This window comes from Ruegeria sp. H4, from assembly GCF_056533065.1.
Window position 1 is genome coordinate 1,784,675 of sequence record NZ_JBQFOC010000001.1, and the last position, 15,726, is coordinate 1,800,400.

At 58.5% G+C, this 15,726-nt stretch carries 14 protein-coding genes; 2 read left to right on the plus strand and 12 right to left on the minus strand.

Annotated elements, in window-relative coordinates; translation table 11 throughout:
- Positions 1-160 precede the first annotated feature (160 nt).
- The gene (locus ACR0KG_RS08910; protein WP_480548117.1) at positions 161-1,111 is read right to left on the minus strand and encodes a helix-turn-helix domain-containing protein; all 951 of its coding nucleotides are present in this window, start codon (positions 1,109-1,111) and stop codon (positions 161-163) included.
- A 263-nt stretch (positions 1,112-1,374) separates the two neighbouring features.
- On the opposite strand from ACR0KG_RS08910, the gene ACR0KG_RS08915 reads away from it, so the two are divergent.
- Positions 1,375-2,565 (plus strand): sterol desaturase family protein, encoded by a 1,191-nt coding sequence (locus tag ACR0KG_RS08915; protein ID WP_480827053.1) that lies wholly within the window; start codon positions 1,375-1,377, stop codon positions 2,563-2,565.
- Positions 2,566-2,577: 12 nt separating this feature from the next.
- Here ACR0KG_RS08915 and ACR0KG_RS08920 read toward each other — a convergent pair whose 3' ends face one another.
- Positions 2,578-4,224, minus strand: a complete 1,647-nt coding sequence (locus ACR0KG_RS08920) for a sulfatase-like hydrolase/transferase (RefSeq protein WP_480827054.1) — start codon at positions 4,222-4,224, stop codon at positions 2,578-2,580.
- Between the two features lie 240 nt (positions 4,225-4,464).
- Between ACR0KG_RS08920 and ACR0KG_RS08925 the strand changes: the two genes are divergently transcribed.
- On the plus strand, positions 4,465-6,156 hold the full coding sequence (locus ACR0KG_RS08925; protein ID WP_480827055.1) for a thiamine pyrophosphate-binding protein: 1,692 nt from the start codon (positions 4,465-4,467) through the stop codon (positions 6,154-6,156).
- Between the two features lie 8 nt (positions 6,157-6,164).
- Here ACR0KG_RS08925 and ACR0KG_RS08930 read toward each other — a convergent pair whose 3' ends face one another.
- From ACR0KG_RS08930 to ACR0KG_RS08975, 10 genes are all read right to left on the minus strand, one after another.
- Positions 6,165-7,481 carry an HlyD family type I secretion periplasmic adaptor subunit gene (locus ACR0KG_RS08930; protein ID WP_480827056.1) on the minus strand — a complete coding sequence of 439 codons (1,317 nt, stop codon included), beginning with the start codon at positions 7,479-7,481 and terminating at the stop codon, positions 6,165-6,167.
- Complete coding sequence (locus ACR0KG_RS08935; RefSeq protein WP_480827057.1) at positions 7,478-9,202, minus strand: type I secretion system permease/ATPase; 1,725 nt, start codon at positions 9,200-9,202, stop codon at positions 7,478-7,480. The genes ACR0KG_RS08930 and ACR0KG_RS08935 overlap by 4 nt, the downstream gene beginning before the upstream one ends.
- 228 nt (positions 9,203-9,430) lie before the next feature.
- Complete coding sequence (locus tag ACR0KG_RS08940) at positions 9,431-10,444, minus strand: Ldh family oxidoreductase (protein WP_480548103.1); 1,014 nt, start codon at positions 10,442-10,444, stop codon at positions 9,431-9,433.
- 91 nt (positions 10,445-10,535) lie between these two features.
- On the minus strand, positions 10,536-10,751 hold the full coding sequence (locus ACR0KG_RS08945; protein WP_480543918.1) for a hypothetical protein: 216 nt from the start codon (positions 10,749-10,751) through the stop codon (positions 10,536-10,538).
- A gap of 105 nt (positions 10,752-10,856) precedes the next feature.
- A complete protein-coding gene (locus ACR0KG_RS08950) occupies positions 10,857-11,672 on the minus strand; it encodes an energy transducer TonB (protein ID WP_480827058.1) in 816 nt (271 codons plus the stop codon).
- Positions 11,669-12,064, minus strand: a complete 396-nt coding sequence (locus tag ACR0KG_RS08955) for an ExbD/TolR family protein (RefSeq protein ID WP_480827059.1) — start codon at positions 12,062-12,064, stop codon at positions 11,669-11,671. The genes ACR0KG_RS08950 and ACR0KG_RS08955 overlap by 4 nt, the downstream gene beginning before the upstream one ends.
- Positions 12,061-12,432 (minus strand): biopolymer transporter ExbD, encoded by a 372-nt coding sequence (locus tag ACR0KG_RS08960; protein WP_480548097.1) that lies wholly within the window; start codon positions 12,430-12,432, stop codon positions 12,061-12,063. The genes ACR0KG_RS08955 and ACR0KG_RS08960 overlap by 4 nt, the downstream gene beginning before the upstream one ends.
- On the minus strand, positions 12,422-13,087 hold the full coding sequence (locus ACR0KG_RS08965; protein WP_480548095.1) for a MotA/TolQ/ExbB proton channel family protein: 666 nt from the start codon (positions 13,085-13,087) through the stop codon (positions 12,422-12,424). Before ACR0KG_RS08965 ends, ACR0KG_RS08960 begins: the two co-directional genes overlap by 11 nt.
- 4 nt (positions 13,088-13,091) lie before the next feature.
- Positions 13,092-13,532, minus strand: a complete 441-nt coding sequence (locus ACR0KG_RS08970) for a hypothetical protein (RefSeq protein ID WP_480548093.1) — start codon at positions 13,530-13,532, stop codon at positions 13,092-13,094.
- A 28-nt stretch (positions 13,533-13,560) separates the two neighbouring features.
- Complete coding sequence (locus ACR0KG_RS08975) at positions 13,561-15,573, minus strand: TonB-dependent receptor domain-containing protein (protein ID WP_480827060.1); 2,013 nt, start codon at positions 15,571-15,573, stop codon at positions 13,561-13,563.
- Positions 15,574-15,726: the final 153 nt, after the last annotated feature.

Below are 15,726 nucleotides of genomic sequence, written 5' to 3' on the forward strand. Positions count from 1 at the left end.
GATTTAAGACCAAGGCGGTTACGTAATGCAACAACAAATCTTGGATTGAATGGGCGTGATCGACAAATGTCGACCTCGCGAACAATTTAGTCAAAAATCTTTTCTTTTGCGAATAATTACTACGCTTGGTGAGTCGAGTACTGCTTATTGCGGTGGCAGTCTAGGCACTGTTCGCGTCCAACGTTCTTGTTCTTTCTAAGTGTTGTTTTCTAAATGTAGTTGGTGTTGTTCCAGTTTGATCCCGAAAAGCACGGTTAAACGGGCCGAGTGAGGAAAAGCCCACATCAAAGGCGATGCTGAGCACGGTGCGGCCCTCCATTTCGGGTTCGATCAGCAGTTTCTGCGCTTCGATAATGCGGAACGTGTTGACGTAGCCTGGAAAGTTCCGGTGCCCCATGCCCTGATTGATCGCGGCCCGGATGCGGTGCTCTGGCGTGTGCAGATGCGCCGCAAGCTGAGCCACGGTCAGCCCCTCCTGACGCCACAACCCTTGTTCCATGGCGTGTTGAATACGTTGTGCCAAAGCTGCTTGGGCCGGGTTGGCCGGTATGTTTTCCGAAGCGTTGCGTGGTGCGGTGCGCCAAATATCCGGGCGCAAGTCTACCGACCATCCAAGAAACGCCGCCGCGGACAGAAACATGATGCCCGCTTGCAGGGCAAATAGCCCGCGCGGCATTGTGCGGTCCAGTTGCAGGATCTCAACGGCAGTGATGACGCTGGCAAGACCCAGAACCCAGACCAAGAACCACCGCCTGAACTGGCGGCGCTGGGCGATCAGGTCATCCGCATCCCCGCGTATCACCACACTGAGCATGTGTGAAAATAGCAAAAGCGCAGCGAGTCCACGCAGTGCTGCGACCCAGACATGCAAATGCGAAAACCAGGCCGAGGTGACAATCAGCACCGCAAGCCCGATCTGCCAGGGCTTTACATTTACATGATCCTGAAAAAGCTCAAGCGCAGCCCAATACAGCAGAACCGGCACCAACGCGGCCACCCAGATTAGCGCGGCCTGCGCCATCGGGTGCAGCGGGATATCTGGTGTGGATACGATCAGATAGGGGCAGAGGCACAAGCAGAGCGCTGCCACAGAGAGGCTTTTTCTGTTCACGCGACTGCTGACGAAAATACAGGCGCATAAAACAAGGGCGCCTAGGGCGGCACCTCTGAGAAAGATATCAATCAGCGCAAGATCGGGCATTCTGATCCCAACAGAACGGGCGTTTCCTGCCCGGGTCAACGGTTTGGGCTGGTCGATTTCAGAAAACCCTCGCCGATTCTGAAGAAAACCCGCCGGATTTTGAAATCGGCAGGTCATGTGCAGTGGCGGGTGCCAAACCTTCGCTCGTATCTATTCAGACGACGGAGCGTATTATGTTGACCCTTTCGAACATCATGACCCTTTATGCCGAGGTGTTTGGTGCAGACCTTCTGCGCTATGTCATCGGTGCTGGGGGCACTTATCTGCTGATCAATCTGTTGCTGTCACGCCGGTTAAGTCAGCAAAAGATCAGGCCCACGGACCCGCCCAAGGGGCAAATCAGGCGCGAATTGCTGGCCAGCCTGCGCACGGTTCTGATCTTCGCGGCTGCCGGGACGTCGATCGCGTTGGGCGCGCGGGCTGGTTTGATGACGATATATCCCGAGGTCGCAGATCGCGGGTGGTGGTATTTTCTGTTCAGCGTGGCCGCGCTGATCATCTTGCACGACGCATGGTTTTACTGGAGCCATCGCCTGCTGCACCATCCGCCCCTGTTCCGGCGGTTTCACCGGTTGCATCACAGGTCGCATCAGCCGACGCCTTTCACCTCGTACAGTTTTGACGTGGGCGAGGCTGTCGTGAACGCGATCTACCTTCCGCTTGTGTTGATCATATTGCCCGCGCATCCCGTCGCGTTGTTCATCTTTGTGACCCATATGATGCTGCGTAATGCGTTGGGGCATTGCGGGGTCGAGGTATTCCCGGCCCGGCCCGACGGGCGGCCAGTTTTTGGCTGGCTGACCACCGTCACGCATCACGATCTGCACCACGCTCATGCGCGGTACAATCTGGGCCTGTACTTCTCATGGTGGGATCGCTTGGTGGGGACCGAGCACCCGCAATATCACGAGTGGTTCGCCCAAACTGCGCCGCGTTTGTCGCGGGTACGGCTGGGCATGGTTGGTCTGATCGTTGCGCTGATTGCGGGTTTCCTGGCCAGCCGGGCGCAAGCCTTTGACCTGAGCGGTAGCTATGCCTCGCCGGGTTTGGGCGTGGTGGTCCGGTTTGAGAACTGCCCCTCAGATTCGGCTGCGACCTGTGGTCGGTTGCTTTGGGTCTGGGATCAGGCCGATACGCCGCATGCGCGGATCGGTGATCTGATCCTAACCGGTTTGAAGTTCAACGGTGATGTCTGGGAGGGTCAGTTGCGCGACCCGGAAACCGGGCGTGTGTATCGGGGAACGATTCAAAGCGCCTCGGCTGTCAGCCTGAAGCTGCGCGGCTGCGCGGGCATCTTCTGCGACAGTCAGACATGGCACTCGACGCGACATCTTCAAAGTGTATTGGGTCGCCTCGATCCCTGACCTGAGCCTTGATTAGCTGTCTTTTGGGGTGAAGTCCTGAGACACCGGCCCGCGATACTTTTCCATCAGCTCATCTGGAACTTCGGTCCCATCGACCAGAAACGGCAGAATGCCTCGGCGCAGCGAGCGACCGCGCATCGCATCTAGATCGGCGTCGGACCGGGTGACCCGCTGCGCCATGCGCCGCCCCCATGTCGCCAGCATGTCATACAGGCGGTCGATCTGATCTGTGTGGCTGTCTGTTTTGGCAAGGTCGTTGAACTCGTCCGGATCGTTTTGCAGATCGAACAGCATCGGGCGGAACCCGCCTTCGGCATGGACCATCTTGAAACGTCCGTCAAAGACCATGAACAACCGCGCATCCGGGTTCGAAAGACCAAGCGCCTGACGCATCGGTGTGAGGCAATAGTCATATTCGCTGATCACAAAGCCGCGCCAGTCAGGTGCTTCCCCACGCACCCACGGCATCAGGCTGCGGCCTTCGAGAATGTGACCCGCCGGTTCCCCACCTGCGACCTCAAGGAAGGTGGGGGCCAGATCAATCTGTTCGACCAGCGCATCACAGATGGTGTCGCGCGTTCCGTCTGCTTCGGGACGCGGATCGTAGAGGATCAGAGGCACTTTCACGGATTGCTCGTGGAACAGATCTTTCTCACCCAGCCAGTGATCGCCAAGATAGTCGCCATGATCCGATGTCAGCACGATCATCGTGTTCTGCATCTGGCCCGTGGCTTCTAGGTGGTCCAGCAGACGGCCAAGGTGATCGTCGCATTGCTTGATCAAACCCATATAGGCCGGGATGACCTTTTGCCGGGTCTCTTCCTTTTGGAAGGCGGCGGCGATTTTGTTGTTCATGAACGCGGCGTAGACGGGATGGGGGTCGTCCCGCTCGACCTTGGCCCGCTTGGCCGGTGGCACGTGGGCCGGTCCGTACATGTCATGATAGGGTGCGGGTACGATATAGGGCCAATGCGGTTTGATATAGCTGACATGGGCGCACCAGGGCCCCTCGGCTTGATCGATGAAGTCAATCGCCCGGTCGGTCAGCCAGGGGGTTTCGCTGTCTTCCTCGCGGATATTGGCGGCTTTGTCGGCGTTTTGGAACAACCAGCCGCTGGCGATCTCACCATCTTCGACCCCTGCATTGGCATGATTGGCCCAAGGGTTTTGGGCGTCATAGCCTTTGGATTTGAGATAGTCGTTATAGGGCGCGTGTTTTTTGTCATAGAACCCGTCGGGCCCCTCGGCCCAAAGCCCGTCATCGCGGACCCAGACGTCAAATCCGCATTCAGCCTGCCGTGCGCCAATGATGCTGTCGGGCGACAAGCCCAAACGCGCCATTCCGGCAGCGTCGGCTTTCATATGGGTCTTGCCGATCAGCCAGCACCCCATACCCGCGCCCCTTAAGTGATCGCCCAGCGTGACCTCGCCGACGCGCAGCGGATACCCGTTCCATTGCGCACCATGGGACGAGGCATAGCGCCCGGTGTAACAGCTCATCCGGCTGGCCCCGCAGATCGGCGATTGCACATATGTGTTGGTGAAACGCACGCCCATCCGTGCAACCCGGTCAAAGTTCGGTGTGTCCAGATGAGGGTGCCCGGCGCAGCTGAGATAGTCGAACCGCAGCTGGTCATACATGATGAACAGGATATTCATGGCAGCCTTCAATGATCCTCTCCTTAAATCCTGCCAGATCAGGGGGCTGGTCTTTGCAATGAGGGGTGATAAGCGGGTTATCAGATGATCCTGGCCTGGTCAGTCGAATAATTTTCCCATTTCATGGATTTCTGGATTTACCTTCAACGCCTTCTTCGGCCAAGTTGGCCGCGATAGGAACGCCCTCGATGTCGGACTGACGCGAGCGTTTCACAAGACGGTTCGAAGGAAAAGCCCGAGATGACAGAACGGAACGGTGGCGTTGTGCTGGTGGAATGCTTGCAGGCGCTGGGCGCCCAGCACAGTTTTGGTGTGCCGGGTGAAAGCTATCTGGCGGTGCTGGATGCGCTGCATGATACCGGCAGCGCACGGGCAGGGGCAAATGGTGCGCTGGATTTCATCCTGTGCCGGAACGAGGGTGGCGCGGCCTTTATGGCAGCAGCCTATGGCAAACTGACCGGACAGCCCGGTATCTGTTTCGTCACACGCGGCCCGGGAGCGACCAACGCGTCGATCGGTGTGCATACGGCGATGCAGGACAGTGCGCCGATGATCCTGTTTGTGGGTCAGGTGGGCACGGATATGAAAGGGCGCGAAGCGTTTCAGGAGATCGACTATCGCGCTTATTTCGGGACCGTCGCCAAATGGGTGACCGAGATCGAGGGGGTAGATCGTATCCCAGAAATCATCGCCCGCGCCTGGACCACGGCTATCTCGGGCCGCCCCGGTCCGGTCGTCGTTGCCTTGCCAGAGGATATGCTGACTGCCGTCACCGATGTGCCCGCTCTGACAGGCCCGGCGGTCGTACATGAGCCCGGCCCGACGCCCGAGGCCATCGATGGTGTGATGTCGGCCCTGTCCGGTGCGGATCGCCCGTTGATCCTGATTGGCGGCGGGGGTTGGCGCGCCGAAGGCAGTGCCGCGTTGCAGCGTTTTGCCGAACGCTCTGACATCCCCGTTGTGGCCGCGTTCCGGTTTCAGGACCTGTTTGACAACCATTCCCCCAGCTATGTCGGCGATGCCGGAACCGGGATGACACCGGCCACGCGGGCGCAGATACAAGGCGCGGATGTGATCCTGGCCATCGGCGTGCGGTTCGGAGAGATGACAACCGAAGGCTACACTTTGCTGAGCGTGCCCAAGCCGGAACAGAAGCTGATCCATGTCCACGCCTCGGACCGAGAGCTTGGCAAGGTCTACATTCCCGATCTGGGTATTCAATCCGGTCCGAATGCCTTTGCAACCGCGCTGTCCGAGCATGTGGCGAGTGGAGGATGGGCAGATTGGCGCGCACAGGCTCGTGCGGATTATGAGGCTGGTTTCGACCTGCCCGACCTGCCCAGCCCGGTGGATATGGGCAAGGTCTCGGCCTATTTGCGGAATCGACTGCCCGATGATGCAATCCTGACCAATGGCGCAGGGAACTTCACCGTCTGGCCAAACAAGTTTTTCAAATACGGCCCTCAACAACGCCTGTTGGCCCCGCAATCCGGTGCGATGGGGTATGGCCTACCCGCAGCCGTTGCCGCCAAAGTCGCGCATCCAGAGCGAACCGTTGTTTGCTTTGCCGGGGACGGGGATTTTCAGATGAATTGTCAGGAGCTTGGGACCGCCATGCAGGCGGGTGCGCAACCCATCGTGCTGATCCTGAACAATGGCACCTACGGCACCATTCGAATGCATCAGGAAAAAACCTATCCCGCCCGCGTTTCAGGGACCACGCTGGATAACCCCGATTTCGCAGCACTCGCCCGGTCTTATGGCTATCATGGCGAGCGAGTTGAGCGGACCGAGGATTTCGAGGCCGCGTTCGAAAGGGCGTTGGCGTCGGATACAGGGGCTGTTCTGGACCTGAACATTTCGCCTGAGGCGCTGACCCCAAGGCAGACACTCAGCCAGATGCGCGAAGGGGCGCAGAAGGCGGGGTCGTAGGGCTTGTTTCACTCGCGAAAGGCACGGTTGAAATAGTCGGCCATCGGTTTGACCAGATAGGACAGGGGCGTGCGTTCATCGGTCTTAATCATGGCCTCAACCGGCATGCCGGGCAGAAGAACCTGACCGTTCAGCCGCTCGACCTGTCCTTCATCGGGGACCAGCTCGGCCCGGTAGAAAGTGAAACCGGTTTGTTCGTCGGTGAATGTATCGGCCGAGACGTTGATCACATGGCCGTCAAGTTCAGGCGTTTCGCGCTGGTTGAAGGCGGGAAAGCGCAGGGCGACGGGCTGACCCACATGCAGTTGGTCCACATGGATCGCATCTACCCGTGCGGCGACCAGCAATGGCGTGTCCTGCGGCACCACATACATCATCGGCTCAGCCGGCTGGATTACCGATTGCAGGGCAAAAACCTGACTGCCATAGACCGTGCCCGAAACCGGGGCACGAATGTCTAGACGGGACAGGCGTTCCGTCAGAGACAACCGCCGTTCTGACAGTTCCGCGACCTGCGATTGCACGTCGCGAAGGGTGGTAATCGCCTCTTCCCGTCGGGTGGCGTCCAGCTCAACGATCCGAATTTCGGTCGCGGCGATTTGGCCTTTGAGCCGGGCGATGGATGCCTCAAGACGCCCGATCTCACCGCTCAGGCTGGCCTCTTCCCGTTGCAGGGCCAGGACCCGGCTGGCCTGTGTCAGGCCGCGGCTCAGCAGGCTTTGTTGATCTTCAAGCTCCTCGCGGATCAGCTCGACCTGCAGGCGGAGCGAGACCAGCTGCGCCTCGGTGCCGTCAATCTCACTTTCGGTTTGAACCAGCTGTTTTTTCAGCTGATCGGTTTGCTGAGTCATTGTATTCAACCGCGCCTCGAACAGGCGTTGTTGACCTTCGATCAGGTCGCGCTGGATGCCATGTTCGTGCTGAACGCCGTCCAATTGAATGGCCAGGTCTTCGGGGGTGGCGCTGTCCCGTTCTGCTTCCAGCCGGGCACGGCGGGCGAGAAGTTCGAACAGCTGCGCCTCGACGATGGTTTTTTCCGAAGACAGGAAGGTATCGTCCAGCCGCAAAAGCAGATCGCCGCTGGACACGACCGCACCGTCGCGCACAAAAATCTCGCCTACGACGCCGCCATCCGGGTGCTGCACCACCTGACGGTTGCTTTGCACCTCGATCGAGCCTGAGGACACAATTGCACCCGCCAGTTGGGTGTATACCGACCAGATACCAAGACCGCCGACCAGAATGGCAAGGGCCAAGAAACCCACTAATGCGGGCACGGTAATCCGCCAGGGTGTGCGCCCGTTGGTTTTCGTCTGCTCGGTCATCCGACGTTCACCTGATTGAGGTTGCGTTTGATGGCACCTGCGTTTTGGACCATCGCGTTCAACACCTCGTCACGGGTGCCGAACTTGACCAGCTGTCCCTGTTCGACAACCGCCAAAGTATCACATTCCGAGATGGCCTGCGGTCGATGGGTCATGATGATGGCTGCTTTTCCCGCCTCTTTCAGCCCGCGCACTGCAGCGTTCAGCGCTTCGGTCCCATCCGCATCAAGGGCAGAGTTCGGCTCGTCCAGGATCAACAGCACCGGGTCGCCATACAAGGCCCGCGCCAGTGCGATGCGCTGTTTCTGACCGCCCGACAGCTGGCTGTCATTGCCTTCCAGAAACGTGTCATATCCCTTCTCCAAAGTCAGGATCAGCTCATGCGCGTTGGCCTTTTTGGCCGCCTCGACCACAGCCTGCGGATCGGGGTTTTGTGACATGCGGGCGATGTTTTCCGCGACCGAGCCGTTAAACAGCGTCACCTGCTGTGGCAGATAACCAATATGCTGACCCAGATCGGTGGGGTCATATTGATCCAGTGTCGCGCCGCCCAGCCGAATTTCCCCGGCGGCAGGGTGCCAAAGGCCCAGCAACGCCTTGGCCAGCGTGGTCTTGCCTGATCCGCTTTTGCCGATCACCCCAAGCGCCGTTCCGGGTTCCAGATTCAATGTCACATTGCGCAAGGTCGGTGCCGCCGCGCCCGGTGGGATCACTGTCAGCGCCTTGGCAGCCAGGCGTGCCTCAGGCGTGGGCAGCTTGGTGCGGTTGGGTTCGGGCGGGGTTTGATCCAGAAACAGGTTGAGTGAGGTCCAGGCGGTGCGTGCCTTTTCGATCATAGACCATTGCCCAACTGCCTGTTCGACAGGGGCCAGCGCCCGACCCAGCAGGATCGACCCGGCGATCATCGCACCGGGCGACAACTCGTTCTGCAACACCAGCCAAGCGCCAAGCGCCAACATGGCCGATTGCAAAAACAGCCGCAGCGATTTGGTCAGTGAGGTGAAGCTGCCTGTCCAGTCACTGGCCGCAATTGTCTGACGCAGCGCATCAGTGCGCTGGTTCATCCAGCGCAGGGTGACATCCTGTTGCATCCCCTGGGATCGAACAACCTCGGCCGCTTGTCGGGCATGTTCCGAGAAGGAGTTGGCCCGCGCCGATGCAGCCTGCGCCTCGGCCACCTTGCGGCGGGTCAAGCCCTGGTTCAGCAAGGCAATGACAATCAGAAGCCCGCCACCTGCAACGGCCAGCCACCCCAGAAGCGGGTGGAATATGAAAATCGCTGCCAGGAACACCGGGGTCCACGGGATGTCCATAACTGCAAGCAGCACAGGCGACGAGCACAGGTTCTGGATCGACTCAAGATCGCGCAATGCAGTGGCTGGGGCCGAGCGTGCCTGCGGGTTAAGTGACCGTCGCAACGTGGCATCGAACACCCGTTCATCCAGCTTGGATTGAAACCGCGCGCCAAAACGCGCCACGATGCGACCGCGGGCAAAATCCAGCATCGCCATCAGCGCATAAAGCAGCGCAACAAGGATAAACAGGGCTGTCAGCGTCTCAACCGCACGCGAACTCAGCACCCGGTCATAGACCTGCAACATGAACAACGGTCCGGTCAGCATCAGAAGATTGACGAAGATGCTGAACAGGAAGGCCAAAGCCAGAAAAGTTATCCCCTGATTGCGCACGATGCGCAATTCATGGCGTGGGGCGGGCGACATTCTGTGTTCGGGTCTCAAGCTGCATTCCACATCAATCAGGTCCGGCGGTGCGGGCCTCTGACTTAGAAAGCCGGGCCTGCATTGCCAAGAATGCTTCTCTTTTCCAGCAAGAAACCGCGAATAACAAGGCAGACACGAGGCAGTTTTCAGCCATACGTGTCCTGAGCGTGTCTATCGTAGTGACCGTATTGTGGGTCTTTGGCTGGGGTTCAGCCTTCGACTATGCGCTCAGGTCAGGGCTGCGATCTGATCCAAAACCTCTTGGCTGGCGGTGATGCCATTGGCCTCGGCTTCGGCGCGATTTTTAAGCCGACCGTCGCCAGGCACGCGGGCATCACCATTATCCTTAATCTCAGCGCAGATGCGGGTGATGTAACCGGCGAAGGCGTCGTTGCCAAAGCGGGCAGGATCCAGGGCAATCAGCGTCGCCCCGCCTTTGATGTTCAGCGCGCCATGTGCTTCACGTTCAGCATTGTCGACGGATAGGGTGCCGCCAGCCAAAGCTGCGCCCAGAACCTCGACCAAAAGGGCAATTCCCGCACCTTTGTGACCTCCAAACGGCAATAGGCTGCGGGTTTCCAGAATGGCGTCCGGATCTGCTGTGGGGGTCCCATCGCGATCCAGCCCGGCGGGTTGCCGCAAATCATGCCCTTCTGCAGCGGCCATCTTGATGTCCATAAACGCCACGGCGGACGAGGCCTGATCCCACACCAGGGGCGCGGCCCCGTCGCGAGGGCAGGCAAAGGACATCGGGTTGGTGCCAAAGACTGGGCGCACACCGCCTTGTGGCACCACAAGTGACAGTGAGTTGATAACGGCGATGGCGACCAGCCCGGCCTCGGCCAATGGTTCGGTGTCAAAACGCAACGCACCTAAATGGTGACAATTGGCACAGGTGAAGGCGGCGATGCCGTTTTCACGGGTCATGTCGATCAGTTCGTCGCGCGCCGCATGGGCCGCGATCTGGTAATAACCATTATCCGCATCCCCGCGCAGAACGCCGGGGGCAATGCGGCGAATGACCGGGTTGGCCGTCGGGTTGGCGTAGCCGGAGGTGAAACTTTGCGCATAAATTGGCAGATTGCGTAAACCGTGGCTGCGCGGCCCATCCCGTTCCGACCGCATGATGATATCGGCCAGAATATCGCTTCCAACCTCATCCACCCCCACCCCTTGTAGCGTCGATTTTGCAAGCGACCGCACATCGGCGAGTGAGAGGGTTTGCATGGACGGGTCTGTCACGGGCATGTCCTTTTGGTCTGATGCGCGGGGTGATCCGGTCCCAATCGACGGGGCTCCGGTTGGGTTTGCGCCTGACTTTTCTGGTGTAGGTTTAAGCCCGAGGCTTCCGGCTGAGCAACCCGTATTTCATTGCCCATGATCGAAATGACCGACGTTTGCGCTTGTCTTTCTTCAGGGCTTGCTTCGACTGGGTTCCACCTTTGCGATTGAACTCATAGACGTCGATAACACGCTCGGCGCAGCCACAGGCCTCACCCATGCCCACCTTGGCGAAATAAAACTTTTCGAAACGCTCCGGTTTGTGCATGCCGATCCCCTTGCTGCCCCGATTGAACACTTTTTGGTGGGCGCATGCCAAGCTTCAATATCAAGCCGTTGGAAAAGTGATGGGGCTTTCGGACACCTTGCCGCGCTATTTTCCCTTGATCTCCAAGGTGTATTGGCGTCGTGCCGAAGGTGGCGGGACTGGGAACGGGGCCGCAGCACGGATTTGGGCTAATGCGACCTGATCGAGCTTTTTTGACCCCGAACTGCGCGAAACCTGCGCGGATTGAAGCGTACCGTTGTCTGCAATGTGGAACGTGATCAGGACCGATCCTTTGATGTTCACGCTTTTGCGTCGCGCCCGGAGGATTCTGCGCTTGACCTGACCGGCGTAGTTGCTGGCCTCTGCATTGCCCTGGATCGAGGTGGGTCGCGTTGCGCTTTGCGCCGTAGCTGCACCCTTTGCTGTCTTGCCCGTTGCCGCTCCCTTCTTCCGGTCTTGCTCGGCGTATCCAGCCTTCGCTGGAGTTTCGGCGGTTTTTGTTTTCTCAGGTTCAGGCTTTTGGACGGGTGGCGTTTTCGGGGCTGTCACTGGTTCGGCGATGGGCTTCTGGACCAAAGGTTTCTCGAGAGAGCGTGGGGTTTGTGCAATTGCTAGGTTCGGCTTAGCCGGAACTGCCGCTGTGACGGATGGTGCCGCGCTGCTTACAGATAGCGTCTCAGGCACTGCTTTTTGAGCTTGCCGGTCTGGCTCGACCGGTTGTTGCTGCGTCTCAGCCGATGCCGAGGGGGCGGTTCCGGCGACGAAATCCTTGAAGGAGGATCCAAGCGCGGCTGTTTCAACAGATCCACCGCCTTCTACCAAAACGGGCTCGTCCGTGCGAAACTCATGCAGCGCAAGGCTATGCGTAGCGGCGGCCAACAGAATTGCGAGCGCGGCAATGGCGCGGGATCTGGGGATCATGGCAAACCTCGCTTTGTCACGACGTAGATTTTCGTGGCTCCCAAGGTGCGCAGGGCATCGCTGACCTCTTTCAAGCGGATTGCAGGGACCGATCTGTCGGGCACGAGGCGCACGTCATCGAGCGGAAAGTCGATGGAGGCGCGTTCAACATAGGCCTCGGCATCTGTCAGCTCGGCCCCGCGATATTCAAGCACTCCATCTGCGCGAATGACCAGAGCATCCGGGGGCTCTCGCCCCTCAAGTTCCTGCGTTTCGACCAATTGAACCGAACCGTTCAGCGGCGGGGCGAGCGTTCCCGCGATCATGAAGAAAACCAGCATCAGAAAGACGACGTTGATCAGGGCAATCGTCGGTTCTCGCATCTGCTTGGCTTTGGGTTTCAGCTGCATCATCCGATGACCTGCGTGCGTAGCTGTGCAACGGGGCGCAGCGCTGTCAGAAGGTCGATCAACTGCTGCGCCGTTGCATCCTGACTCAGGCTGATCAGCGCCAATTGCTCGGCCTCGCCGTCGAACAAGGCGGCAACTGCACCAAGCTGAACCTCGGACCCATCGACCAGAATGCGATCCCTTTCAAGTTTCACAAATCGCATGGGCGCGTCTGAAGCTGACCCGCCAGGCGAGGTGGTGGCGAACTCAATCTCTCCGAATTTCGAGAAGGTTGAGGTGAGCATGAAGAACAACAACAGCAGGAAAATGACATCAATCAGGGATGTCATCGACAGGCGTCTGCGCCGTTTTCGGCGGGTCTCAAGCGACATGCGCTGCGGTGACCTCAGGCAGGGTGCCGGTATGTTCCTGGGCTGCATGGCCAGGGGCAAAGACCGTGCGCAACGCCTGATTGGCAAAGATGCGTTCACGGGTCATCCGCGCTTCGAACCAGGTGAGCACAAGCGAGGTTGGCATGGCGACTGCAAGCCCTGCGGCGGTGGTCAGCAGGGCCACCCAGATACCACCGGCCAGAAGCGCAGGGTCAACTGCATTACCCGCACCTTGCAAGGTTTGGAACGCCTCGATCATGCCCAGGACGGTGCCGAACAGGCCCAGAAGTGGCGCAAGTTGCGCGACCATGTCCAGCACGTTCAAGCCCCGTTCAAGCTGGGCAAACCGCGCCTCAGACTCGGCATCGACGCGATCCGACAAGGCGGTTCCATCGCCGCCGAGAGACATGGCAATCACCGGGGCCAGATAGCTGCGGCTTTTATTCAGATGCGCCATCGCGTTGGCACGATCCTGACGATCCCAGGCCAGAATGGCGCGGGACAGTTCGATATGTCGGCCCACCCCGGCTGCCCGATATTGCCATAGCTTGTAGAGGATCAACGACAGCGTCGCGATTGATGTGACGATCAAGATCGCAACAACGGGTCCGCCGAGTGCCAGAATACCTTTCAGGTTCTGCAAGATCGCATCCATTTGCCTATCCAATCATCTCGGTTTCGAGGCGGCTTTTTAGCATCAGGCCCGACATACAGGCGTCTGGCATATCTCCCTGATGGGTGCAGTCCTGCGCCCCGTTGATCAGAATGCGGCTGATCTGGTTGCAGGCCATTTCGGCAAACTGAAACTGACGCACGCGCGGGCGACCGGCGGGCAGGTCTTGGAAATCCAACAGGGTCAGCAAGGCAACTTTGCCGTCAGCACCGAACAGCACAGTCTCATAGACCGCGCCGTCGATATCTATGTCGTAGGAGTTTTCGACCAGAAAGCTGACCATGCAGCTTTGGTCCTTGTCTTCGGCCGAGCTGAGCTCGATCGAGATGCCCTTGGGCTTTTCCGGCTCTTCAGCACTGGCAAACCCTGCCCCCAGAATTGGGAGCAGGGTCAGCAGGACCAGCCGAGCATTTCTATATGATGCCATTTTCATGATGGTCCTTTCGTTTGTCAGATCAGAAGGTTTTGGCGACGGTGAACTTGAAGTTCCGGCCGGGTGCGCGGCGCGACGAAAGGCTGCCCTGATAATCTTTGTCCAGGATGTTTTCGATCCCGGCATAGAATTCAAAGCCTTTGAAAGCCCCTTCTTGCGGGAAGTAGCTGGCGCGGAGCGTGTTCACGCCGAACCCACCCAAAGGATCGCCTGACGAATCGAACCCGGCACGGGATCCAAGGATTTCCCAGCTGACATCCAGCGTTTCACCAAAGCGCTGGCCGACAGTCAGACGAGCCGTGTCGGCAGGTTCGTTCCTCCACCGGGTTTCGACACCGGCATCCGACTCGGTTGCGTGGACGATGTTGGTATTGAAATCCATGTAGAAACCACCGGCATTTGCGTATGAGGCCTCAACTTCCACGCCGCGAGCTTTGACATTGTCCACGTCGCGGTAGGATGTGATGTCCCACAAGGTCGTCTCATAGGCATTTACCTTGGCGCGCACGACATCGCCCGTGGCAAATACATCACCCGCATTATAAGAAAAGCCCGCTTCCCATGTCCGCGCCTTTTCGGACTGATTCATCAGCAACGGCGTGCCAAGGTCATCGATGATCGGAAGGTTTTCTGTGTAGGCTCCGCCGCCAAAGATCGCAAAGCCATTGCTGAACTCATACCGCGCAGACAGGCCGCCCATCAGTGCATCGTTGTCATAGCTTGCGCTCAGCGGTGGTGTCGCATCTGAGTCGCCAGAGATATCTTGTTTCTCGTAGCGTATGGCCGGGGTGAGGGTCAGGCTGTCGCCGATCCCGATGTCATCAACCGCAAACAGTGCGAAACGACGATCTGTCCCGCCGGGGGCAGCATCACCGCCATCCAAGCGATCGCGATCAATGAACTCGATCCCGGCGCGCAGATCATGTGACGCGATACCGGTTTGGAAATAGGCCGTGTTCTTGATTGTGAGTTTCGTCGTCTCGTACCGCTGTTCGGCCTCGGCAAGGTCCAGAAGCGATGGGAAAAACGGAGACCCTTCCAGAGGGGATGAACCCGCGATGTAGGTGTTGTCGATCCTCTGGTCGGAATAGCTAAGGTTCACATCCAGATCGACCAGATCATTTCCAGCCGGTTGATATTGATACCGCAGTATGGCAACCCGGTTTTCAATCCGTCGATCCACATTGCCAAAGGCGTCTGCCGTGACGCTGAACGAGTCGTAAGGCACGTCTTTCTCGTCCGAGGTCGAGTTGTTCCAGGACGCGGTGATCGAGTGTTCCAGATTGTCGCCAAAACTGTACTTACCTTTGATCAGATAGGACGGAAGCGTGAATTCACTATTGCCGATGGTATCGCCGTTACCATCTTCCTGATCGTCCTGATCCCGATAGGTGTAGCTCAACAGGAACTCGGTTTGTTCATTTGGTTGCCAGGCCAGGATCGAGGACGAGACAAAACCATTTCCGCTCGTAGACGCTTCGAGCAGTTGGCGCAGTTTGACGCCGGGAACGCCGCCTGTGAAGTCGGATGCATCCTTAGTTTCCAGCTGAACCACACCGCCGACAACGCCCGAGCCGAACTCGAACGATCCAACGGTACCGCGGATCACGGATACGCTTTTGTAAAGCTGCGGATCAGTGAACAACTGGTTGCCGATCCGATACAGCTCTTCCGCGCCGGTGGTGGCGCCGTCGACAAGGATCAGAACTTTCTGATCTGTGCCGAAGGTTCCGTTGGCCCCAAAACCCCGGATGTTTATACCAGACCCTTGCGGGGTCGAGCCGTTCACCAGTGTCACGCCGGGTACGGTATCGATCAGTTCGGCGACTGTGTTGGCCTGACGGTCATTGATCTCTTCCTGATCGATATTGGTGACCGGCACCGCCGTGTCAGTCTGGATTTCCCGCTTACTTTCGCCCAGCTCCAGCGTGCCCAGGAAACCGTCATCCTCTTCCTGCGCCCAGGCGGCGGCTGTCATCAAACTGAGGCAAGAGGCAGTGCCCATCAGGCCTGCCATATAGATTCGTGCACGCATATCTGTCCCCCTATGCATGTGTAAGGACTGGAAATGCTTGCAAGCCGCTGGCTTAGTCAGTCTTTTTTAGTGTCTTTCAGAATCGTCATTCGGCGATGACTTGTGCTCGTTAATAAAGCTTACTAAAACAGTCAACAAATTTCGTGACTGTTT